Raw genomic sequence first — 22,953 nt, 5'->3', positions numbered from 1 at the left:
GAAAAGGCTCGCCCGCCCATCCAATTCTGAATCCGCACCCCTAGGCAATCAAGCGGCGCACCGCCCGCAGCAGTAAGGACTCCGTCCCGCTGGCGCGATCGGTGGGGGGAGGAGAGTTGGGATCCCAGCGAATTTCCAACTCAGGTGAGTCTTTGAGCACTTGAGGAGGGCCGGGCGAGGTGTGCAGGATGGCCACACAGCGCAAATTGCCCCGGTCTCGACAAAACTCGTGCCAGAGAGGGATAGCCTCGGGATCCCGGCTGACCACCAGGTAGTGGGAGCAGGCTTCCAGGATCGGCTGCTTCTGCGGATCCACCTTGCCGCCCACATCCACAATCACCAAACTCTTTTGCCGGCGCAAAGCCAGAATGGCCTGGGCATGGAAGCTGAAAAATTCGGGGGTAAAAGAGCCCCGGTACTGGTGCTTGAGGATCTTCGCCTCTTCTGGTGGCAAGTCTAAAGTCCAATTGCCTTCCCCATCCCAATGGGCCCGTTGCAGATAAATATCGGGATGCTCCGGCAGCAGAGCTTCGAAGAGGGCGCGGGCAAGACGGCTTTTGCCACTGTCGGGGGGGCCCACCACCATCACCGCCGCTGCCAATTCTGTTCGCGTCAGCGGGCCGTAGGCCTTGCCCGGCCTTCCCTGCACCCAGGGGATGACCTGGCCCACCCGCACTTCGGGGGTATGGCTGGAGACCACCACCGCGCCCAAGCGTGGGTCATAACAGGCCACCCAACGGGTGAAGTGGCACTCATGCACCAGCCAGCCATACAGCCAAATGGGGGCCCGCCCCGTCAGAACCACCCCCAACTGGGCATTGATCCCGGCAGGCAGCTGAAGCTGAGCCAAATCCTCTGGAAAAACCAGGCGATCCGGTCGGGTCAGCTCGATTTCAAGGATTTGAAAAGACAGTTCTGCAGAGTGGGGTTTCTGCGGGTCTTCGGCCAGATAGCCGGAAAGCAAATGAAGGGCCACAGCAGCCATGAACGGATTTGACAAGACAGGTTGACTTCAGTATGGAAAAGATTGGAAGTGGGGGATTCCAAATCGTGGCAGAGTGGTCAGGCTCTCGTTTGCGCCTTACTTCAAAAAAATCCCTGGCCTGAAGTGCCATCAACTGGTCAACCCAAAAACCGAGGGAACTGTCGGATGAGCCGATTTGAGCTGCCTTTGACGGTAGAGGTGTTGCGCTGGCTGGCCGGCGGGCAGTTGGCGGAGCGCCTGGAGCGGGCCGTGCGCCTGTGGGTGTTGCTCGATTGCTTGTATGGCGAGGAGGGATGGCGGGATCTGCCGGAAACGTTTGGCTATACCCACATTCGGGATCGCTTGCTCTCGCCGTGGCATCCCAAGCAGGATCTGGCAAAAGGGATCCCTTCACCCTGTCCTGATGTTGACTGCATTTGCTGGAAACCCTTGAGGTTTTGGCTGAAGGATGCCAACCTATTGACCGCCTTAAAAGCAGAAGTTCCGGATCTGGAAGCGCTGCTATCTGCCCGACCCTTTCACAAGACCCATCGCACCCTGCGCAAAGAGCTGGATTACCTGGCTGCCCGGGGTTGGCTGCAACAAATTCAGGCCAACTCTAGGCGGAGAGATAATTTTCGCTGCCGTGCGCCGGGGGATCGTCCCCAACTGCCCGTATCTTCATCGGCTTTGACCTTATCGGGCCATCAACTGGAACAGATCTATCACATCCTCAGCGATGTGGCCTTTGTACATCCAGATGTGCAGGTTTTGCTGGATGAAATCTGGGAAAATCAAAGGACTCCGTCCCGCTGGCGCGATCAGCACTCGCAGCGGCGGCTTTTTGTCTGGTTTGAGTACATCCTCTCGGACGAACAGCAAGAGCGGGTGGATGAATATCAAAGCCAGCTGGAAGCCTTTTGGGCCAACCCAGAAGCGGGGGTGATCGGTTTTGACTACGCCACCCGCCAACATGGGATCCGACACGTTCTCACTTACCCAGTCTGTTTGTTCTATGCCCGCCGCGCCAAGTATCTGGCAGCCTTTGGCCAGCTTCCCACCCCCGAAGGATCCCTGGGCTGGCACAATTTTCGGCTGGATCGGATCCAGTCTGAGCGCCTGGCGGTGATTCCCTGGGACGCTCCTTCCATTCCGCCAGAGCTGGCAATCCGCAAACGGCAGAGGAAGCTGCCCAGCCCAGAGGAAGTCCAAGCAGCATGGGAAGAAGCCTGGGGATCCGATTTTTACTTGCCCAAGGCATTGTTGATCCTTCGATTTTCCCCGGAGTTTGCCCGTCGCTATGTGGAAAGCACAGTGCGACACCCCACCTTCCAGCCCATTGCCTACGAGCGGATCCCGGCTTTGGTGCAACGGGCAGTGGCGGATGCGCGGGAGCGCGAACAGATTTTGAACATTGTCCGGCAAAGGCCAACCAGCGACCGGTACTTCCGCGCCTGGGTACGGGTGGGAGATACCAATTTCACCATGCGCCTGCGGGATTGGCGGCCCAACGGCGAGGTCATCGCTCCCCTGGCCTACCGGGAACAGATGGCTCGGGAAGCTCAGGCAGAGCTGCAGTTTTATCGCCCCGACCTGAAGCTTTCTTGACCTTCCTGCCCATGACCACCCTCTACCTAACCGAGCCGGGGACTGTGGTTCACTGCCAAAACCAAACCCTGCTCATTCGCCGCCGTGGTCAAGAGCAGCTTTGCCGCCTTGCGGAGGTGGAGCTGGTGGTGGTGTTGCCCGGGATCCAATTGACCAGCGCAGCTTTGGCCCAACTGCTGGATCGAGGCATCGAAACCATTTTTTTGCGTGCGGATGGCGGTTTTCGCGGTCGCCTGCAGGGATCCTTCTCCACCAACTCTGAGATCCGTCTGGCCCAGTATCAGCGGGCCTACTCCCCCTGGGGGCTGAGGTGGGCCAAGGTGATTGTGCGCGGCAAGATTCGCAACCAACGGGCAATTCTACAACTGCACAACCGGGCTACCCGCGGCCAAATTGCCCCCTTACAGGAGGGTATTGATGTTATCGCCGCCTACCTGCAACAGTTGGATCGCTCCGTGTTCGAATGCCCACTGGACACTGCAGAGTTGGAAAACAAGCTGGAACAGTCGTGGTTGCCCCTGCTGAATCTCAAGGAAGACAGTCTGCGGGCCTACCCTTTGGATGCCGCGGCCAAGAAGCAGGCCAAAGTCTTCGGGGGGCCTCCCCCCTATGAGCCGCCGGACTACCTGATCTTCTGAGGCTGATACATTTACGCTGAACACTGCTGAACATCACTGTTCAACTATGCAGCGATAGCATTCTGTTTGTTTCCATTCGCGTTAGCGGGACGGAGTCCAAACAGAATGGCGGTATCCCGCAAAGCTTTGAGTAGAATACCCAAAGCGCAGTTTCCGTGTCGTCTTACTACCAATTTTCTGCTTTGCTTTGGCTACCATGTTGGCAGACTCGAAAGTAAACAGAAAGATCAACTGGTAGTAATCCGTACTGAACATATTATACATTATTTTCAGTATAGTTGAGCTTATTATTGACTAGAGTCATGCTCCACCGGGCCGAAATTGTAAAGTTTTGTGCGCGATCTGTCGGGGCGAGCCATCACCAGCCTGACTCTGCCGGCACGAGATTTTAAGGGAAACTTTAGATCTTTTGCCCCGATTGGCCCAAAAACGTGACATGATGGCCGTAGCAAGCTCAATTTCCCCGCTTGCGCTTGGCCGCGAGGACAATGTTAATATCTGTGTCGAGGAATCTCCGTACTCCCTCGCGAACGCACCTTGAAAACCTCATGAATTCAGGCTTTTCCGAGGGTAGGGTTGATCCCTACCTTTTCCCCGCAAGGGGACGGAAACGGACAATACTACAGTTGCAGTGGCGAGGGCTTTGGACACGTTGATCCCTACCTTTTCCCCGCAAGGGGACGGAAACGGGTCCCACTCCTCGAGGTCGGTGAGCCAGTCCATCATGGTTGATCCCTACCTTTTCCCCGCAAGGGGACGGAAACCTTGGCATCACAGTCGTGAAGCACTGCTTAAACACAGCGTTGATCCCTACCTTTTCCCCGCAAGGGGACGGAAACTTATTCCAAATTATTCGGTTGTTGTTGAACTTAACGTTGTTGATCCCTACCTTTTCCCCGCAAGGGGACGGAAACGACTCCGACTACCTCCATGAAGTCAGAGAACTCTACTAGAGTTGATCCCTACCTTTTCCCCGCAAGGGGACGGAAACGACATCACCTTCACCGGCGGTTGCGAACGGACCGGTTTTGGTAGGTTGATCCCTACCTTTTCCCCGCAAGGGGACGGAAACATGGTGCCACGGAACTGCTGGTGGATTTCTCCACCGAGTTGATCCCTACCTTTTCCCCGCAAGGGGACGGAAACTTCACGAATAGTTACTTCGTCGAGTTTTAGTATTTTGGTTGATCCCTACCTTTTCCCCGCAAGGGGACGGAAACGTAAACCCGCCTAGCACAAAGTAATGGGGGTGATCCGTTGATCCCTACCTTTTCCCCGCAAGGGGACGGAAACCTAGCCAATCAGGCAGGAGCTCGCAGGCTACCGCCCACGTTGATCCCTACCTTTTCCCCGCAAGGGGACGGAAACGTCTTAACCTTTTTCGCTGGGTTCGGAATGGGAGATAGCGTTGATCCCTACCTTTTCCCCGCAAGGGGACGGAAACCCCGCACTGTAGATTTGCATCGCCAGAGCTTTTGCACGAGTTGATCCCTGCCTTTTCCCCGCAAGGGGACGGAAACTACACCCAGAAGATCACGACCTTGAACCCGGCGGCTTTGGCGTTGATCCCTACCTTTTCCCCGCAAGGGGACGGAAACGGGGAGTAGACCGTCTCATTCTCTTCCATAGGCGCATACTGTTGATCCCTACCTTTTCCCCGCAAGGGGACGGAAACCCCTCTCTACGCTGTGGGGTGGCGGCGTGAACGACTTAGCCTAGGTTGATCCCTACCTTTTCCCCGCAAGGGGACGGAAACTTCAGCACCTCTATGAGTGCACTGGCGGCCTTAATGTCCGTTGATCCCTACCTTTTCCCCGCAAGGGGACGGAAACATGCCCCAGGCGGCCTGGGCTTGCCGCTGGACGTGGCGAAACTGTTGATCCCTACCTTTTCCCCGCAAGGGGACGGAAACTAGAGAGAAGCGAGTAATGAGCAAAGAGAAGTGAGGTTGATCTCTACCTTCTCCCTGCAAGAGCATGCCTCTAACCCCCAAAACCCTGAACTTTGCTGAATTTACTGAGCTTTAGGCGGTTTGGCAAAAGTCATTGAGAGGGATATAGTAGACCAAGTTTCCCCCTGATCCTTGAGTCCACCGCAACGGTTGCCGGGAAGTGAAGGGGGAAAGCGCTCGGGGGGTATTCCTCAGGGCTTTGCGGGATACCGCCTTCCTGTTTGGACTCCGTCCCGCTGACGCGAACAGAGATAGGCAGGATGCGATCGCTTCTTTCCTGAACCATGTTCAGGAGAGTTCAGCGTGAATGTATCAGGCTCAACAAAGTACCTCAAGTCATCTAGGGAAGACTGCTCGACGAGTAGTCCTGGGATCCAGACTGGAGAGAGCGGCGGGCCAGCTTGGCATAGGTCTTCACCGTCTCGTAGGGCATCTCCAAATCAGCGGCGATCTGTTGTAAGCTCTCTCCACCTTCGCGGCGGGCCAGGATCGTCGCCCACAGTTGGGCAGTTTTTTCGGCGCGGGATCCCCCTTGTCGTTGCCGCTGGCTGAGAAAGAGGGCGCTCAGCTCCTCGATCCGCTGGGCCACCTGCTCTTCCCGGGAAGGGACAGGGGAGGCGGGTAGCTCTTCGGCCAACCAACCCAGGCGGGTTTGCCCTAGCCCAAAGGGGGTTTTGTGGCCGGTGCCGCAGTAGGGGGCAAGGTGGATCAGGGCTTGGAGCTGCTGCTGCAACAGCTCAGGCGCACGGGAGGAGACAGCCAACTGCACACAGCCGATGAATCCCGTCACGGATCCCTGGCGACCTGCGGTGGTTTTGACCGATTCCAGACGGTGCCGCTGGATGATCACTTCCCCATCCACCCAATCCAGAAAAGGCTCCGCCTCGATGGGCAGACCGGAAAAATCGTTCCAACGGCGCAGATAGCTGTGGAACAGGTTGCGAGGGATCGGCAGCGGCAGATGGTGGCCCCGGTGGCGAAAGCTGGTGGGCGAGACGAAGGAAAGGCTCCAGGAGCGGGGGGAAAGAGGCTGCTCCAACAGTTGACGATAGGTGCGCGGGGGGATCGAGATCTGCCATCCCAGGATCTGTAGCGGGGATCCCCGCAATTCCAGCCAGGTGGGCAGCCGTTGGCACCACCCTCGCAGCCACTCCACCACCGGCGGGTTGAGGCCGGTGATCCACCAGCGGAAGGGGAGATGAGGCGGGATCAGCGGTCGCCCCCCCTGCTCGCGGAACGGCCCCATCAGCCGGGAGAGGGTAAAAGGTTTCTCCGATTCTCCATCGTGCAAATAAGCCGATAGCTGCGGGTCTGTCTCTTGCACCTGGCTCAAGAACCAGGCGTGCAGCCCTTTGGCATAGTGGGGATCCAGCAGGTAAGACCGAGGAGCCTGAACTTCCAAGGTGATCCCCACCAACTCGGATCCCGTCGGCCACTTGCCGTTCGCTTCTCTATCAGCAGATGGCTCTGAGAAACTCAGCATAGGCACAGCCCATTCCCAGTCCACAGCAACAATCAACACAAAACCCAACTTTCCATTGAGAAAATTTTAGAAGGGATCCCTTCTTATTGGGTTTACTCTCGAATTGCCCGTTGTACAGGCAGAAAAAATCTCACAATCTGAAGAAAGCCTTGAAATCGTCTGCAACCCATCGCACTCGATCTATACTGCTAGCAAGCTAGAGGACTGAAAACCATGAGGCGAGAGCGTTTATCGGATATGGCTGAAACAATCGGTAACCTCAATGGCATCTCTCGGCTTGATTCGATTGGTTACCCACCCAACCGGCAAACCCTTTTTTGAAGGGCTTTGGTCTTCCGCGAAGGATTAAAAATCGAGGCCAATTGCCCCCAGCCTTTAGGGATCTGTCCGTCGCAGCCGATGGAAGCCCTGTCCAAGACTTGTCTTCCTTTTTCGCATTTCGCAGGTGCTGCTCATGACCCCTACTTCTGCTCCCTCTCCCGTTCCTGTTGCCTTGGCCTGGTGCCTGGCGTGGGGAGAACAGCGGGATCCCCAGTTTGCCCTGGAGACCTTGCAGCAGATGCGGGCCGCCGTTCGCGCCGACAACGAGGCCGGGATCCCAGAAGAGCTACGGCCCATTTTGGCTCAGGTGCGCCAATTTCAGGAGAGCATGGCGGCGAAGACCTTTCCCAGAACCCCGGCGGAGCTGCAATCCCGCTACCCGGAGCTGTGGCAGCAGACAACCCGCATCGGCTTGGTTTACGGGGGGGCCACCAAGATCAAGAGCTATGTCTTCGAGTCGGCCAAGCTGTCGGAAATCCGCGGGGCCTCCGCTTTGTTGGATCGCATTAACCTGGTGGATCTGCCCGCCTTTTTCGGGGATCCCGAGCAAACCTACCTGGGATGGGAAGGTTTGGGGAAAGAGTCTCAAGCAGAGCTGAGGGCCTATGTGGCCGAGCAGATCCGGCCTTGGCTGCAGCAGCACTACCCGGCTTTGGCGCAAGCCCTGATCCCGGAGCTCATCATCTACTCCACCGGGGGCAATCTCCTGGCCTTTTGCCCGGCGGCCCATGTGGACGATCTCTGTGAGGCCATCGAGCGGCGCTACACCGAAGAAACCCTCACCGCTAACGCCTGCGCCGTGGGATCCGCCTTTCGGCTGCTGGAACTGCGCTACGGCCTGTTGCGGGATCCCATCGAACGCACCCCCTGGCTGGATTGGCTGGCGCAACACAAAACCCATTCCCTGGTGAGAGCCTATTTTGGGGATGGCAGCGAAGCCAGATTTCAAGACCGCAAAAGTTTCAACGAGTTGGTGGGTTACCTGGCCGCCCGCTTCAACCACCGCCGCAACGGCAATCCGGATCCCGGTCGCCCCAGCCGCGCCCATCCCGCCTTTTTTGAAACCCATCCCTACCTGCGCCGCGACAGCACCGACCGTCGCCCTGCCATCGCCAAAGCCGACCTGGTCGATCAGCCCTGGCTCTCGGAAGCCACCGCTCGCAAAGCCCTGGTGGGTCGCCAGGCCAAGCGCATTGAAACAGGCAAGCAAGGGTGGTTCCGCAAGTTCCCCACCTGGGATCCCGGCTTTGTGGAAAGCTGGGTAACGCGATTTGCCCGCTTTCTCAACTCTCCCGCCGGCGAGCCCTACCGGGAGCGCTATTTGCAGCCCCATCAGGGATCTGTCCAGGGGATCGGCGAGGCCCAATCTCTACGGGAAGTGGCCAACGCCAGCCAGGGCTTTGTGGCCTACCTCTACGCCGACGGCAACAACATGGGCGGCTACGTGCAGCAGATCCAAACCCCAGAGGCCTACCGGCAATTTAGCCGCGACGTTTCCGAGGCCACGGAACAAGCCGTTTACCGCGCCCTTGCCCAGCACCTGCAGGCGCACCGGCTGCGGGGCCTGCCGCCGGATCCGGAAAGCGGCAGAGACCGCAACGGCGAGTGGATCCACCCCTTCGAGATCCTGACCATCGGCGGGGACGATGTGCTGATGGTGGTGCCAGCCCACAAGGCCCTGGACATTGCCGCCACCTTTTGTGAGCAGTTCGAGCAGATCCTGCTGGCCAAATCGGCCACCTACGCCGCCCGCTCCCTCGGCCAGGTGCCGCACCGCTACCCGGCCGACAGCCCAGACCAGCTCTGTCGGCTCTCCACCTCGGTGGGGGTGCTGATCGCCTCGGAAGACACCCCCATTTACTACGCCGAAAAGCTCACCGAACAACTGTTGAAATCCGCCAAGAGCTACGCGAAAAAGCTGAAGCCCAAAGACAAGGACTGCTCTGTGGCCACCATCGACTTTCTCTCGTTGAAGTCGGTCGCCCTGGTTGTCTCCAGCATCCAGGATTTTCGTCGGGAAGCTCTGGAGATCCGCCAGAACAGCCACACCCTCAAGCTCTACGCCGGCCCCTATACCGTCCCGGAAATCCACGGGTTGCTGAGAACGGTACAAGCCCTGCAGGAGGCCAATTTTCCTCGCTCCCAGCTTTATCAGATTCGCAGCTTCTTGGAAAAAGGCAAACGCACCGCCACCCTCAACTATCTCTATTTCCGCAGCCGCCTGGGCAAAAAGGGGCAGCCGCTGATGGAGGCTTTTGAGCGCACCTGGTGCAAGGCCAAAACCAACGACGGCCACCTTCCCCCCTGGATGTATGTTGAGCCACAGGTATCCTCGTCAACGCCAACCTATGAAACCATCTGGCGGGATCTGGTGGATTTGTACGCCTTTGTGCAAAAACAGCCCCAGGCCGAGGGTCGGCCCGTTCTGGCGGAGGTGGAGTGATGGTGAGACTGGCAGAGCTGCCCCAAGCGGGGCGAACGATCACCTCTATCCCTTTGAGGGCCACCCTCGCCTCTGCCCTGGCGGTGGGAGCCGGCGGCTCCAGCGGCTCCCTGGCGGATAAGCCCCTGCTCAAAGATGCCTTTGGCAGGCTGATCATTCCCGGCTCCCAACTGAAGGGGCGGCTGCGCCACGAGTGCGAGAAACTGGCCCGTGGCCTGGGCTGGGCCATTTGCCGCTCTCCCGACCCAGAGCGCATGTGTCCGCAGCGGGAGGGCAGCGCAGGAAATTTCCACCGCCCCGAATACCAGGTGGAGGGCTACGCCGGATCCCATTGTCTGGTCTGCCAGATATTCGGCAATCCGGCCCTGCCTGCCCGCCTGTGGGTGGAGGATCTCGTCTGCGAGGTGCCGCCAGCAGCTCTGGAACCAACCCTTCGCCCTGGGGTCACCCTCAACCGCCGCCGCCGCACCGCCGAGGATCAGCGGCTCTACCTCATTGAGACCTCTCCCGCGGCTGAGCTGACTTTTTCCGGATCCCTGCAGCTTTTGCCCGATTGCCCTTCCTGGGGCAAAACTCTCCTGTTGGCGGCCCTGCACCACCTGATCGCGCTGGGGGGCAGCAAATCCGCAGGTTTGGGCTGGCTGCACTGGGATCCTGGATCCCTGCAGGCTCTCCAGCCCACCGCAGCCGATTGGGCTTTCTTGGCCCAGGGAGGGAGCTGATGGAAGCCATTCAACTCACCCTAACGGCTCAGTCTCCCTTGGCCATCGGTCGGCAAAAGCCGGGCGGCTCCATCAGCGAGGCCCAGGATTACATTCCCGGCAGCGTGATTCGCGGTGCTCTGGCCGACCTCATGCTCAGCCAAACCCAACATCGCCCTGCCGAGGCGCTGGAAGGAGATTTGGCCGCCCTGTTTACGGCAGCTCGGCCTGCTGTGTTTACCCACGCCTATCCGGGATCCGGCAGCAAGGTCTTGCCGGCCACGGCCTTCAGCTCGAAAAACAATCCCGGCTTCCGCTCAGAGGCGGGCAAAACGGGGGTGTTCGACACGCTCCTGGATCGCTTCTGCTCACAGCGGCTGGGGATCCCGTTCGATCCCACAGAGCCGGACGGTTCCGGGGGAAGAGTGGAGCCCTTCGGGGGGTTCTACAGCCAGCAGGAGTCTGACCTGGGGCCCCGCTACGAACGAGCTGCTGTGTCCAAACGCCTGCTCACGCGGGTGGGGATCAACCGTCGCCGCGCCACTGCTGCCGACCAAATCCTCTACAGCCTAGAGGTGATGAACGAGGGCAAAGCCCGCCCCAATGGGCATCTGGAGCGCTCCCTTTTCAGCGGCTACATCTACCTGCGGGATCCCGAGCTGGCCGAGACCCTCACCCGCTACCTCAACGCCCACGCCCACCTGCTGCGCTTGGGAGGAGGGGTGTCGCGGGGATTGGGCCGGGTCAACGTCACGGCTCGGCGTCTGGCTGCTCCCCGGCCTTCCCTGGCCCAGCGGGTGGAAGCCTTCAACCAAAAGCTGCGGCAGCGCTGGCAACAATGGCAGGTGTTCGGGGATCCCTGGCAGCCCCTTCCGCCGGAGCGGCAGTATTTCTCCATTGGGCTGCAGTCGGGGGCCATTCTCAAAGAGCGCTGGCAACGCACCACCGTGCTCACCCCCCAGATGCTCCAGGAAGAGGCCAACTGCGAAGATGGATCCCTGGCTTTGGAGCTGGCCTTCAGCAGCTACGCCTATGTCTCCGGCTGGAACGCTGCCTGGGGTCTGTTCAAAGATGTAGAATTGGTAACCACGCAGGGCAGCGTCTTTCTGCTGAGCACCACGCAACTGGAGCGTTGGATCCCGATTTTGGCGGAGATGGAATACTGGGGGATTGGCGAACGCACTGCTGAAGGATTCGGCCAAATCGAAGTTTGCAGTCCGTTCCATCATCATTTCTGGGAGAACCCGCTATGACCTTCGCCACCAGCGAGATCACATCGGAACAAGAGCTCAAGATCCAACGGCAAATCCGGCTGGCCGAAGATGATCTGGTCGCCAGAATTCAAGCCGCCTTGGATAACTTCAGAGGTCTCAACAGATTGGAAGAGGCCCAATATCGCAACCTATTGCACGTGGCAGCTTCCACCGAAAGCTCAGAGGTGATCAAGAACTTTTTGCGCTACCAGGTGGGGCGCGATAACAAGTGGGGGCGGGGCAAAGACTCTTTGGCAGAAGCCATCATCAAAGACATCGACAACTGGATTCATCAAAGGGCTATAGCCATCGCCAGGGAAGCCGGAATTGAAAGAGCATCCCCCAAAGTCAACGAGATCAAAATTGACTTGATTCGGCGCTACCTGGGCTATGGGGCCCGCTACCTCAAGTACAAGCGAGAGGGAGGAGGATCCTAGACCGTGACCTACAGCAGTTTTACCCTTGAGAGAGCCATTTCGACCTTTCAGCTCAGGTCAAGAATCATCCATGGCCTGTTTGCAGAGGTTCCACCGACTGAGTGCTCCGATTACTTGAAAATAACTCTAGATCGCTATCTCGGCTTGGCCACCTCGGTCAACAGCGAAAAAGCCCGCTCCGAGTTTATCATCGCCCCTGTGCTGGGAGAGGTGAAGTACCTATGTCGGGATCAAATCTCGCTGTTTTCCGGCAAGGAATTCAACGTGGATCCCGAGAGGGGGTTGGTGGGCCTATGCGACTACATCATTTGCCTATCCCCTCTCCAACTCTACATTCAAGATCCGGTGGTGATTATCGTTGAGGCCAAAAAAGAAGACTTGATCGGGGGTCTGGGCCAGTGCGTTGCCGGTATGGTGGGGGCACAGGTCTTTAACAAGAACTCCAATTCTCAAGTAGACAGTGTCTATGGAGCAGTAACCTCAGGAACCAACTGGCGATTTGCAAAACTCGAGGGTGACCAACTCTTTATCGATGACAGGGAGTACTTTATCTCAGAAATTGCTCAGATCCTAGGGATCCTCTTGAGTTTTATTAAGGGCTCCGTCTCGCTTCGGGAATGGCAAACCTCTGCAGTACAAGCCTTAACTTGAGCAGCCATTTGAGGGAACAATGTTCGACGTTTTCAAAAACCGCTTGGAAATCACCGGCACCCTCACCACCGTGACCGCTCTGCACATCGGGGTGGGCCGCTCCACCGAACCCATCGGCTCGGATTTGCCGGTTCTCAAGGATGCGCTGGGCCGTCCGCTCATTCCCGGCTCCAGTTTGAAGGGGGCGATGCGCTCTCGCCTGGAAAGTTTCTTGCGGGGCATCAACCCAGAGCTGGCCAGGGATCCCGGCGAATTGACCAGCAGCGAGCAATTTCAGATCATCAACCAAATTAAAAATGACTACAAAGGGGACGATGCGGCTCTGACTCAAAAGCTCATTGAGGCTACCGACTGGGTCTCGCAGGTGTTTGGATCCCCTTGGTTGGCCGGCAAGGTGCAGATCCGAGATTTGCCCGTGGTGCCGGAAGCCTGGTTTGGCCAGTACCAAGAGCGGGATGGCGTGGCCATCGATCGGGATACGGAAACGGCGGCAGATGGCAAGCTGTACGACTTGCAAGTGGTGCCTGCCAGCACCCCCTTCCGGTTTCATGCCGTCGTCGAAAATGCCGAGGAATGGGAACTGGGCCTCTTGGCCATTGGCCTGCACCAATTGGAAACGGAACAGATCCCCCTGGGAGGGGGGCGCTCCCGTGGCTTGGGGGTTGTCCGCCTGCAGATCTCGGCAATCTATTGGTTCGACTCGGAAGGGGATCCAAGACGGCTGCTGGCCTACCTTCAAGAGCTGGTGGCCGGATCCCGACAGCCGCTCAGCCCGGAGCAGGCTGCCGCTTTGCGCCAAGACTGGGTGGAAGCCCTGGTTGCCAAATTAACAACGGCCTCTCAACGGCAATCGGTCGGCCCCCGCCGCTAGCCCTATTTCATGTCAGGAGGGATCCCGATGGTCTTCATGGACTCTACAACGGTTGGCGATACGGTCAGCGTTTTCCACCCCTATCGGTTGACAAACTGGACAGACTGCTTGCCGCCCCAAGCCCCTCAACCAAAAGCTCCTGTTCTGGTGTGAAGGATCCCAGGCTATGCACAAACGCTACGTTAACCATTGCACCCTCTGCCTCACCCTCAAGCCTGATGGCCCTGTTCTCATCAAGGCGGGCAAAGAAGGGGCTGACCCGACGAAGCCGGATATGGAGTTCGTCGAAACCTATCACGGCGGCGGGCGAACGGTCTATTTTCCCGGCAGCTCCCTCAAAGGGGCAATTCGCGCCCATGCGGAGCGCATCGTCCGAACGGTGGGCAGCGACAGACGTCCTGAGGGGGGAGGCTTCAAACTCTGGGCCAGCGATCCCCTCGACCAAAAGGCCAATCAATGGCTGGAAAAAATTGAAGAGCCCCACCAGGTTTACACCCTTTCTTCCTTTACGGATCAGATGTTCGGCAACACAGCCATCGCCAGCCGGGTCCGCATCGAAGATGCCTATCCCAAGCCGGGAACCCCTCTGCGCCTGGAGGAACGTAATGGGGTGGCCATCGACCGCGTCTTCGGCTCAGTGGCGGTGGGGCCGTTCAGGTATCAAGTGTGCGTAGAGGGATCCTTTCAAACCAAGATCCACCTGAAAAACTTTACCCTGGCCCAACTGGGTCTGCTGGGACTGGCGTTGCGGGATCTGGATGAAGGCTGGTTTGGCATCGGCTTTGCCAAGTCCCGCGGCATGGGCCGCGTTCGGGTGGAGTACGAGTGGGCGACGGTGGACTACCCGGGCTGCCTGGTGGATGAGGCAAACAGGCAGATTCGACTGCTGGGATCCCCCCTGACCTGGCCACAGGGATCCCTGTTGGGGGCGGGCGAATTTTTAACCCCCGAAGAGGCAGGCAAATACGGCTTCCCCAAACCCGATTGCCAAGCGGTGCCGGTGGGAGCGGAGCCAATGCCTTTGGGATTTGGGGCGCGGCTGACCTGGGATCAGACGTCTGAGGCCAAGGTGGAACATCTGCTCGCCACCGCCGTAAACAGTTGGGCCAAACTCCTGCAAGCGGAGGCCAAAGCCGTATGAAACCAGCCTACGTCGCCTCCCTCAAGATTCAAGATGGGGCAGAGTCCTCGCTTTCCCAAGTGCTCTCGGCTTGTTTTTCCACTTCTGAAAAAACCTACTCCTTTCTGCGCTGGCCCCATCGAGTCAGCGGCATTCAGGTGGGGATCCCGGCGGATCCCGTCTGTCCAGAGGGGCAAGTTTTCTCCCAACAAGGGGAACTGCGCTGGAAAAGCACCCCCCACGGCTGGGATCTGCTGTATCTGGGGATCCAAGCTCCCCCGGACTCCTTTATCCCTCTGCCGGGAGAGTGGCGGTGGGAGGATCACGCAGCCGACCTGTACGGATCCCAAAATCGAGAAACCCGCTTTCCCAAGCCCCTCAGCCATCCCCAAGATCTCAAGGTGGGCCAGCGCTACTTCCGAGATGAGCGAACTGCCCGCGTTCACTTTATTGCCCTGATTCCGAGGTGACCATGACCCCCCAAGGCCCTCGCCCATTGCCCAACCAGGCTGCCTCTGCAAGATCCTCTGCCGGCAACAGCAGTCGAGGTGGAGGTAACCCAACCGTGTCTCCCAAACCCTATGAGCTGATCCCGTTTCCCACCCAGCCCCCCAAGCTGGAGCGGCCCGCCGGCCACGCCCAGTTCCATCCCGATAGGTTGCACGGCACCCTCTTCCTCACCCTAACGGTGCAGACTGCCGTCCACATCTCCACCGGCCACTTGGCCTTGGGCAGCGATGTCGGGGTGAAAGGGATCCCGGTGCTCAAAACCATGACCACCACTCCCAACGGAAGGCTTAAAATCCAGGGCAGCTCCCTCAAGGGGGCCATCCGGGCCATGTACGAGGCGATCACCAACAGCACCCTGGCGGTGATGATGAGCCAGTACCGAAATCGGATCCCCCCAGAGCGGCACCCCTGCCGCAACAAAGAGCAGCTTTGTCCGGCCAGCCGCGTTTTTGGTGCCCTGAACTGGCAGGGATTGGTGGAGTTCAGGGATGCCATTGCCACCAGTGCCGGATCCGGCGGCGGATCCCTGCCCCCCCTGTACCGTCCACGCCCGGATCAGTGCAAAGCTTATTTTCAGAAGGAAAACGGCAGAGTCATCGGGCGCAAGTTCTACTACACCCACAGAAACGCGTTGCAGGACAGTTCAAGGGGAACGCCCACCCAGCAAGCGATACAAAACACAGTTTTCAAAACCCAAATCCACTTCAAAAACCTCACCCCTGCCGAGCTGGGCACCTTGCTCACGGTTTTGGGGCAGGATCCCAAGCATTCCATGCTGCTGAAGGTGGGGGGCGGCAAGCCCGTGGGCCTGGGATCCCTGCAGGTCACCCTCGACAAGATCGAGCGGCCCGGCAACCTAAAAGATCGCTACAGCCGCTACGATCCCCCAGAAGCCGATACCCTGGAAGGAAAACGCCTCCAAGCCTTTGTGCAAGAGCAAATTGGAGCTGCCCAGGGCTACATCTTGCCCGAACAACTCAAGCGATTGGCCGCCATCCTGAGTCCCACTGCTCTGCGCGAGCCACCCACCGGAGTGTACTGAGGGTTCCCCCATGCTGTCAGACACTGTCGATCTCAGCCCCCAATCTTGGGATCTCGCCCACGGCATCGCCATGACCTTGGCCAAAGAAAGGGTGGATGTCGACGAGTTGAGCAAGTGCATCGCCTATCTGCGCTCGGTTGCCCATCACCCTGACGCGGGATCCCGTTTCTTCCGATTCACCGGCGAGCTGGTGCGAGAAACTGGCCTCCACCGCAGCAACGAAACCCCACGCTACTACCGGCTCATCGACCAAACCTGTAAAAAGTACTTGCAATCTCTGCAGGATAGGCCGGCTGAGATGCTGCAGATCCTGGGCTGGGCCGCCCGCCTGGCCCGCTACTACAAAGATGGGGGAGTGCCCATTGGCGAGATTCCGCCGCCTCAGGGATCCCAACCCAACGACAACTCCGGTCACAAGGACTCCGTTCCCCAAGGGGCGGGAAACAAATCCCAGGACGACAGACAACAACAAAACCATCAACACCAACAAGACCAGGCCCAGCATCAGGCCCGCAAAGCCTGCTTCCAGATCGGGCAAAAGCTGAAGGCCACCATCACCAACATCAAGGGCAACGAAGTCACCTTCCAGATTCTGGACACAGACACCAAGCTCACCCAGAAGGAGCCCAAACGGGCGGGATCCCTCTCGGTGGGGCAAGAGGTGCAGGTGGAAGTTCTGGGTCTAAAGGAAGATGGCAGAATCCGCAAGGCCAAGCTGCTCTGGGCGCAAAGCGGAACAGAGCCCTCGAAAAATTCGAGTTAACCGCCTATCATGCAGACCATCATCATGACTGTGGGCACCTCCTTGCTCACCAACCTTGACAAAGACCTGCAGCCGCAGCGCCCCTGGGTGGGACAAAAAACCATTGGGGATCCGGAGCAAGCGCTGGCCTGGATGAAAAGAACCGATCTGGAGCTGATCAGCGCCGAAACCAACACCTACTTGCGGCTGGATCCCACCTCGAATGATGCCTTGATTTTGCTGCACTCAGAAACCCCCGACGGATTGGAGTGTGCCCAGATTTTGAAGCTCTTTTTTGAGCAAGAGCTGGGTCAGCAGCAGGTCTCTTTGGTTCCCCTTCCCGGCATCAACTATGAGCTAGAGGGATCCTCACTGGAGCGGATGGCCGAGCTGTTGAAACAGTTGGCAGAGAGCGCCAGGGGGATCGTCACCTTTGCCGCCACCGGTGGGTTCAAAGCCCAAGCCATGATCATGGCTGTGGTGGGCAGCCAATTGGGGGTCCCGGTTTGCTACATCCATGAGCAATACAAATCCCTGGTCTACTTGCCCTACCTACAGCCGCAAGTTCAGCCCCGGATCCCACGGGCAGATCTCCCCGATTCAGGCCGAGATCGCTCCCAGATCATCCAAATCCGAAGCGATGCCAGCCATCACCGACCCCGCAGTTGGGCCAAAGTGGAAAGACTCCTGCGAGACATTCCCTGGGTGGATCTGGTTCGATACGATCCACACGCCTACGCTGCCCCCAAAAACAGCGTCAAAGCCTCAAACCGCAAAACCGAAGATGGCCGCCACATTCTGTGGATCCACCTCCACGAGAGCCAGGACACCCACCTCGCTGTCAGAGTAGAAACCACCGGCTACACCCCCGAGCACCTAGAGCTGGCTGCCACCGAATTGCGGCAACGCTTGGGCCGTCTGCTTTGAGTGTTTCCATTAATTCCACTTCCCCGAAGGGAAGCGACTTCCGCCGATTATAACCCTTGCCCAGAGCGGGATCCAGGGGCCTAGATCGACAGGGTCTCGTTTAAGGACTCCGTCCCGCTGGCGCGAAAGGACTCCGTCCCGCTGGCGCGAACGGCTGCAATTTCCCCTTATTTTTCTCCGCCGAGGGGCCTGAAACCCTTGCCCAGAGCGGGATCGACCGGGTCAACGGAAGAATCAGGGTTTGAGGCTTGTCGCCGACCCTGTCGCTAACCATGTTGGTGTAGAAATTAACATGGATCCCTGTGTGGAGGTTGCTGGGGAGCTGCTCCTGAGACGCTGAAGTAGGGGGCCAATGGGGCGAAAAAAGGACTCCGTCCCGCTGGCGCGAAAGGACTCCGTCCCGCTGGCGCGATGAGAGGCTAGGGAGCAACGACATAGCGATCTTGGGAGAGGCGCTCGTTACCCCGATACACGCTCACCTGCAAATGCTGGGGATCCAGCCGGTGCCCCTCTACACGGATGGGTGGGATCCTCAGGGCGTGGCGGGATCCCCGTCCCAGCACGGACACAATCAGGTTTAGGCCGCGGATCTGAACTCGTAGGCGCACCGGCCAGGGGAAAGGGTTGCGCAGCTTGAGGTCGGCCAAGCCGTACCAAACGGTGGCATCTAAGCCAGGGGGCACCGACTCTACCTGCCGGTAATGGGGGTGCCTCTCCACCACCTCCAGCCCTGCCAACAGAGCGGCATTGTAAAGGCTAGAGGACACCTGACAGATTCCTCCCCCAACCGAATCCAGGGTTTCGGCCACCATAAACACCGGCGCGGGCACATAGCCTCGTTCCAGGCTGCGCGGCCCCACCACTTGGTTGAAGGAAAAAATCACTTCTGCCTGTTCCTGTGAGCGTGTCGCAGGCATGATGTAAACTCCATCCAGGCTTTGGACGGCTCGGCGAATGTTGTGGAGTTGAGAAGGAGTGCGCTCCTGCAAAGAAGTAACGTATTGGCTTAGGGTTGTTGGCGTGGGATCCGTCCACCACAAGGCCAGAAGGGCCAGTAGCGCCCCCACCAGCACAGCCAACCTCCGCAGGTCAACCCTTCCTCTCACCTCACACCTTGCCCGTCAGAAGGGGTTTCAAGGACTCCGTCCCGCTGGCGCGAAAGGCCTCCGGCCCGCTGACGCGAGCGGGCAGTTGGCGGGAACCGGTCGCGACCAGCAGCTCTTGGGCGCGGGTACCTGCCGGCAACGTGCGGGATGGGCGTAGGGCCACCAGAGCAGAGCCTTGAGCATCCACCTGAAAGTCACCACAGTGGAGGAACTCGCCATTATCCAGCTTGAGCCAGAGGGAGTAGCGCTCCCCCGCCACCGGTTGGGGCAGATCCCGTGCGGCCAAGATAACCTCCTGCCAGTCTCCTGGGCGAAACAGCACATTGGCCGTCCCCACCTCCCCCTGCAAATGCACCAGACGGGATCCCGGCTGTTGCAGGAGATGAGACAATGCTCGCACCGATTCTAGCTGGGCCAGTTGCAGAGCTTGCCGCAGTCGCCAGTTGTCCAAGCTGAGCAGAACCAAAATTGCCGCCACCAAGCCTCCCAACCAGCGCCACCCCACCCCAAAAGCAGGCAGTGGAGAGTGAAGGGGGACTGCCATCTCCTGCTCGCGTAAGCCGATAGCCCCCACCTCTGCCATCACCTTATCGCGCAAGCTGGCAGGCGGGAGTACTCCTGGCAATCCGTAGGGCAACAATTCCAAGGTTTCTTGCAAGGCTTGCAGTTCGGCCACCAGCAGAGGGTCTTGAGTTAGGCGTGCCTCTAGAGCACTCGCCTGCTCGGGAGACAAGTCCCCCAGCAGATAGCCGGCCAGTTCTTCCCGTTCCTCTGTTAAAGGGGGCGAGGTGGATAAGGACTCCGTCCCGCCGACGCGAAAGGACTCCGTCCCGCTGACGCGATCAGACATGGCCATCCTGACGACAGAACTCAACTCCAAACCTAGGACGCGGTCCCGCTAACGCGAGCAGAAACCCAGAAGGGCGCGCAGGGATCCCCGCAATTTGCAGAGAGCTTGGCGAGAGCGGGTCTTAACCGTCCCCAACGGGATCCCCAATTGGCGAGCAATGTCCGCCTGGCTCAACCCTTGGTAATAGAGCAACTCCAGGATCTGCCGTTGGTTTTCGGGCAATTGGCTGAGGGCCGCTTGCACCGCTTGCCGCCGCTCCTCGATGGAAACCTGCTCAAAAGGGAACCGAGTCTTGCTAAAGGACTCCGTCCCGTCAACACGAACGGCGCTGAGAATGGTCTGCCAGCGTTTCAAAAGAAGTTGGTGGCTGCCCTGAGAACGCAGACGGTCAATGGCCCGCGAGCGGGTCAGGATGCACAAAAAACTGCTCAGGGATCCCCGCCGCTCGCGCGACTCGGACGGAGTCCTTGGATCACAGCCAACCTTGCGCCACAGCTCGACAAACACCTCCTGAGTCAGGTCTTCTGCCTCGGCCACGTGGCCCAGGATCTTGAAGGCCAGCCCATAGACCAAGCCGGCATAGCGATCGTAGAGCGCAGCCAGAGCAGCAGGTTGCCCCGCCTTGAGCGCTTCCATCAGCTCCCAATCGGCGCGGGATGACCAATCTCTCACCCCCTCACGCCAGCGGGACGGAGTCCCTGGTTGCTCACCCATGCTACACCCAGTTTCGCCCCACACAACTAGAGGATAAACCTGCCCGATCGCGCCAGTGGGACGGAGTCCTTAAGTCTACCCCCTCAGCCACGACGGGCCGCCCATTCCAGGCTGAGCAAGGCTGTGTTCACCAGCAAGGCCAGGGATCCCACCGCCAGGGATCCGGCCCAGATCTTGTCGTAGCGACCGGCCTGGGCAATGCCATCGAACAGCAGGGTTCCCAGTCCCCCTGCCCCAAACTTGGCGCCCACGGTGGCAATGGCAATGGCCACAATTGCCGCCAGCCGCAGCCCTGCCAAAACAATGGGCAGCATGAGCGGCACCTGCACCTGCCACCACCGTTGCCAGAGGTTCATCCCCATGCCCTTGGCAGCTTCCAGGATGGCAGGCTCGACCGAGCGCAGGCCCACGCAAAAATGGCGCACCAAGATCACCTGCGTGTAGATCACCATCGCCACCACCACCGAGCGGGCATTGAGGCCAAACCAGGGCACCAACAAAATAATCAAAGCCAGGCTGGGCACCGTGTACAGGATGCTGAGGATCCCCATGACCGGCAGGGCCAACCAGCGCACGTGGTGAACCAGCAGAGCCAGCGGCACCGCCAGCACCACCGCCATGCCCAAGGTCATCCCCACCATCGCCAGATGCTCTTGGGTGAGCTGCCACATCAGGCCGGGGTGGTTGAGGAGATAGCTCACGCGGATCCCCCCTCCAGCATGGCCAAGCTGCGAATGTGATCCAAGGTCAAAACGCCGATGGCCCGCCCGTCCTCCCACACCGTCAGGGCTGCCGCCCCTGTGCGCAACAGCAGGGACAAGGCTTGCCGCAAAGTGGCCTGGGGCCTCACCATCGCTCCCTCTTGGATTTTGTGGTTGTGCGGGATCCCGGCCATCGCCGTTTCCACCCGCAGCACACTCAACTGCCGTACCATGTCATCTGCCCCCAGCAGTTCCCTGACAAAGGGAGTAGCCGGCTGGGTGAGCAGCCGAAAGGGAGTGTCGAACTGCACCACCCGCCCCTTCTGCATCACCAAAATGCGATCCGCCAGGCGCAGCGCCTCCTCCACATCGTGGGAGACGAACAGGATGGTTTTTTTCAATTGCCGTTGCAGGCGCAGGATCTCCTCTTGCAGCTTGCTGCGGGTAATGGCGTCGATGGCCCCAAAGGGCTCGTCCATCAGCAGCAGCCCTGGATCCCCGGCCAGCGCCCGCGCCAGCCCCACCCGCTGTTGTTGTCCGCCCGACAGTTGAGCAGGGTAGCGGTTTCTGTACTCATGGGGGGGCAAATTAACCAAGCTGAGCAGCTCGTCCACCCGCTCGCGGATGCGCTCCTTCGCCCATCCCAAAAGTCGCGGCACTACCGCCACATTCTGGGCCACCGTCATGTGGGGAAACAGCCCCGATTGCTGGATAACATAGCCGATCCGCTGCCGCAGAGCCGTGATGGGAAACTGGCGGATATCCCGCCCGTCCAAGCGAATCTGCCCCTGGGTGGGATCCAGCAAGCGATTCACCATTTTCAGAAGGGTGGTTTTGCCGCAGCCAGAAGGCCCCAGGATGACCACCAACTGGCCCGATTCTATGGAAAAACTGCACTCCTCCACAGCTGGCTGGGAACTGTGGGGAAAGCGCAGCGATACCCGCTCGAACTCGACGGTGCTCACCTCAGGGTCTCATGCAACAGGCAAGGTTATTTCTTGAGAATGCCGGCTTCCACCAAGAAAGTTCTGGCCACCTCCGCCGGCTCCTTGCGGTTGCCGCTCACCTCGTAGTTCAACCGCTGCATCACCTCGTCCGTCAGCAGGGGGGAAAGGGCATTTAAGGCAGCGGCAATGCCGGGGTTGGCCTCTAGGGTGTCCTTGCGCACCACCGGCGCCACCTGGTAGGGGGGGAAAAGCTGCTTGTCATCCTCCAGCAGCACCAGGTCAAAGGCGGCAATTTCTCCATCGGTGCCGAAGGCCACTGCCACATCCGCTTCCCCATTGACCAAGCCCTGGTAGCGGAGGCCGGGATCCACTGCTTTGTAGGCCTTGAGCCGGAAATTACCGTAGACGGCTTGGATCCCAGGTAGGCCATCCTCGCGGGCTTGAAACTCCGGCGGCCCGATCATCACCAGCTCGCCCGCTTTGGCCACCATGTCCGAGATGGTGGCAATGCCCAGCTCAGCCGCTCTGGCGCGGGTCATGGCCAGGGCCTGGGTGTTGTTCAGGGGGGCGGGATCCAGCCAAATCAGTTGGAACTGGCTCTCGTACTCGCGGGCCACCGTCGCGTACACCTCTGCCGGGTCGCCGCTGCTGGGCAACTTGAGCACTGTCAGCAGGCCAGTGCCGGTGTACTCGGGGTAGAGATCGATCTCGCCGCTCAACAAGCCCGCATGGGCTACCGGTGTTCCGCCCAGGTTGAGCTTGCGCTCCACCGTGAACCCTGCCGCCTCCAGGGCTAAGGCGTACATTTCCCCCAAAATAAACTGCTCGGTAAAGTCCTTGGAGCCGACGGTAATGGGCTTGGCGAGGCCCCCTAAGGACTCCGTCCCGCTGGCGCGATGGGGAGTGAGAACAAGAGCTGCCAGCCCCGACAGGGCCAGCAAAGCCAAGCGACGAGTGGTTTTCAGCATAGGCA

Annotated in this window: 21 protein-coding genes and 1 CRISPR repeat array; of the genes, 13 read left to right on the top strand and 8 right to left on the bottom strand. The window is 59.3% G+C overall.

Annotated elements, in window-relative coordinates; genetic code table 11:
• Positions 1–40: 40 nt before the first annotated feature.
• On the bottom strand, positions 41–985 hold the full coding sequence (crn3, locus tag ACVWZU_RS05720; RefSeq protein ID WP_457443821.1) for a CRISPR-associated ring nuclease Crn3/Csx3: 945 nt from the start codon (positions 983–985) through the stop codon (positions 41–43).
• A gap of 165 nt (positions 986–1,150) precedes the next feature.
• Between crn3 and ACVWZU_RS05715 the strand changes: the two genes are divergently transcribed.
• Positions 1,151–2,572 carry a TIGR03985 family CRISPR-associated protein gene (locus tag ACVWZU_RS05715; RefSeq protein WP_457443819.1) on the top strand — a complete coding sequence of 474 codons (1,422 nt, stop codon included), beginning with the start codon at positions 1,151–1,153 and terminating at the stop codon, positions 2,570–2,572.
• 11 nt (positions 2,573–2,583) lie between these two features.
• The gene (gene cas1, locus ACVWZU_RS05710; RefSeq protein ID WP_457388323.1) at positions 2,584–3,210 is read left to right on the top strand and encodes a CRISPR-associated endonuclease Cas1; all 627 of its coding nucleotides are present in this window, start codon (positions 2,584–2,586) and stop codon (positions 3,208–3,210) included.
• Positions 3,211–3,785: 575 nt separating this feature from the next.
• Positions 3,786–5,122: a CRISPR direct-repeat array (repeat unit 37 nt; unit sequence GTTGATCCCTACCTTTTCCCCGCAAGGGGACGGAAAC).
• 379 nt (positions 5,123–5,501) lie between these two features.
• On the opposite strand, the gene cas6 is transcribed toward cas1, so the two are convergent.
• Positions 5,502–6,644 carry a CRISPR-associated endoribonuclease Cas6 gene (gene cas6 / locus ACVWZU_RS05705; RefSeq protein WP_041437102.1) on the bottom strand — a complete coding sequence of 381 codons (1,143 nt, stop codon included), beginning with the start codon at positions 6,642–6,644 and terminating at the stop codon, positions 5,502–5,504.
• A 559-nt stretch (positions 6,645–7,203) separates the two neighbouring features.
• On the opposite strand from cas6, the gene cas10 reads away from it, so the two are divergent.
• The 11 genes from cas10 to ACVWZU_RS05650 all read left to right on the top strand — a co-directional run bounded on the left by cas10 (position 7,204) and on the right by ACVWZU_RS05650 (position 17,662).
• Positions 7,204–9,408, top strand: coding sequence for a type III-B CRISPR-associated protein Cas10/Cmr2 (gene cas10, locus ACVWZU_RS05700; protein WP_457443854.1), 2,205 nt, complete (start codon positions 7,204–7,206; stop codon positions 9,406–9,408).
• The gene (locus ACVWZU_RS05695; protein ID WP_011432243.1) at positions 9,408–10,130 is read left to right on the top strand and encodes an RAMP superfamily CRISPR-associated protein; all 723 of its coding nucleotides are present in this window, start codon (positions 9,408–9,410) and stop codon (positions 10,128–10,130) included. The genes cas10 and ACVWZU_RS05695 overlap by 1 nt, the downstream gene beginning before the upstream one ends.
• A complete protein-coding gene (csx10, locus tag ACVWZU_RS05690; RefSeq protein WP_414344022.1) occupies positions 10,130–11,362 on the top strand; it encodes a type III-D CRISPR-associated RAMP protein Csx10 in 1,233 nt (410 codons plus the stop codon). The genes ACVWZU_RS05695 and csx10 overlap by 1 nt, the downstream gene beginning before the upstream one ends.
• A complete protein-coding gene (locus ACVWZU_RS05685) occupies positions 11,359–11,799 on the top strand; it encodes a hypothetical protein (RefSeq protein ID WP_414402616.1) in 441 nt (146 codons plus the stop codon). Before csx10 ends, ACVWZU_RS05685 begins: the two co-directional genes overlap by 4 nt.
• Before the next feature lie 114 nt (positions 11,800–11,913).
• On the top strand, positions 11,914–12,450 hold the full coding sequence (locus ACVWZU_RS05680) for a hypothetical protein (RefSeq protein WP_148202689.1): 537 nt from the start codon (positions 11,914–11,916) through the stop codon (positions 12,448–12,450).
• A 19-nt stretch (positions 12,451–12,469) separates the two neighbouring features.
• Positions 12,470–13,321 (top strand): type III CRISPR-associated RAMP protein Csx7, encoded by an 852-nt coding sequence (gene csx7 / locus ACVWZU_RS05675; protein ID WP_011432239.1) that lies wholly within the window; start codon positions 12,470–12,472, stop codon positions 13,319–13,321.
• A gap of 166 nt (positions 13,322–13,487) precedes the next feature.
• Complete coding sequence (locus ACVWZU_RS05670; protein ID WP_457443817.1) at positions 13,488–14,462, top strand: RAMP superfamily CRISPR-associated protein; 975 nt, start codon at positions 13,488–13,490, stop codon at positions 14,460–14,462.
• Positions 14,459–14,911, top strand: a complete 453-nt coding sequence (locus ACVWZU_RS05665; protein ID WP_011432237.1) for a hypothetical protein — start codon at positions 14,459–14,461, stop codon at positions 14,909–14,911. Before ACVWZU_RS05670 ends, ACVWZU_RS05665 begins: the two co-directional genes overlap by 4 nt.
• A gap of 95 nt (positions 14,912–15,006) precedes the next feature.
• Entirely contained in the window at positions 15,007–15,993 is a 987-nt protein-coding gene (locus ACVWZU_RS05660; protein ID WP_457443815.1) for an RAMP superfamily CRISPR-associated protein, read from the top strand.
• Between the two features lie 10 nt (positions 15,994–16,003).
• A complete protein-coding gene (locus ACVWZU_RS05655) occupies positions 16,004–16,756 on the top strand; it encodes a hypothetical protein (protein WP_457443813.1) in 753 nt (250 codons plus the stop codon).
• A 9-nt stretch (positions 16,757–16,765) separates the two neighbouring features.
• Positions 16,766–17,662, top strand: coding sequence for a putative CRISPR-associated protein (locus tag ACVWZU_RS05650; protein ID WP_457410936.1), 897 nt, complete (start codon positions 16,766–16,768; stop codon positions 17,660–17,662).
• A 419-nt stretch (positions 17,663–18,081) separates the two neighbouring features.
• Here ACVWZU_RS05650 and ACVWZU_RS05645 read toward each other — a convergent pair whose 3' ends face one another.
• From ACVWZU_RS05645 to ACVWZU_RS05620, 6 genes are all read right to left on the bottom strand, one after another.
• Positions 18,082–18,768, bottom strand: a complete 687-nt coding sequence (locus tag ACVWZU_RS05645) for a VanW family protein (protein WP_457443811.1) — start codon at positions 18,766–18,768, stop codon at positions 18,082–18,084.
• A 1-nt stretch (position 18,769) separates the two neighbouring features.
• A complete protein-coding gene (locus ACVWZU_RS05640; RefSeq protein WP_457443809.1) occupies positions 18,770–19,618 on the bottom strand; it encodes an anti-sigma factor domain-containing protein in 849 nt (282 codons plus the stop codon).
• Between the two features lie 48 nt (positions 19,619–19,666).
• Positions 19,667–20,332 carry a sigma-70 family RNA polymerase sigma factor gene (locus ACVWZU_RS05635; RefSeq protein ID WP_457443807.1) on the bottom strand — a complete coding sequence of 222 codons (666 nt, stop codon included), beginning with the start codon at positions 20,330–20,332 and terminating at the stop codon, positions 19,667–19,669.
• Between the two features lie 83 nt (positions 20,333–20,415).
• Positions 20,416–21,033: an ABC transporter permease gene (locus ACVWZU_RS05630; protein ID WP_457443805.1), complete on the bottom strand. Its 618-nt coding sequence runs from the start codon at positions 21,031–21,033 to the stop codon at positions 20,416–20,418.
• Complete coding sequence (locus ACVWZU_RS05625) at positions 21,030–21,998, bottom strand: ABC transporter ATP-binding protein (protein ID WP_457443803.1); 969 nt, start codon at positions 21,996–21,998, stop codon at positions 21,030–21,032. Before ACVWZU_RS05625 ends, ACVWZU_RS05630 begins: the two co-directional genes overlap by 4 nt.
• A gap of 26 nt (positions 21,999–22,024) precedes the next feature.
• Positions 22,025–22,948 (bottom strand): glycine betaine ABC transporter substrate-binding protein, encoded by a 924-nt coding sequence (locus ACVWZU_RS05620; RefSeq protein WP_011432229.1) that lies wholly within the window; start codon positions 22,946–22,948, stop codon positions 22,025–22,027.
• Positions 22,949–22,953: the final 5 nt, after the last annotated feature.

It is taken from the genome of Thermostichus sp. MS-CIW-26 (genome assembly GCF_054059115.1).
Note: the sequence above shows the minus strand (reverse complement) of the source record. Positions and strands in the feature narration are given on the sequence as shown.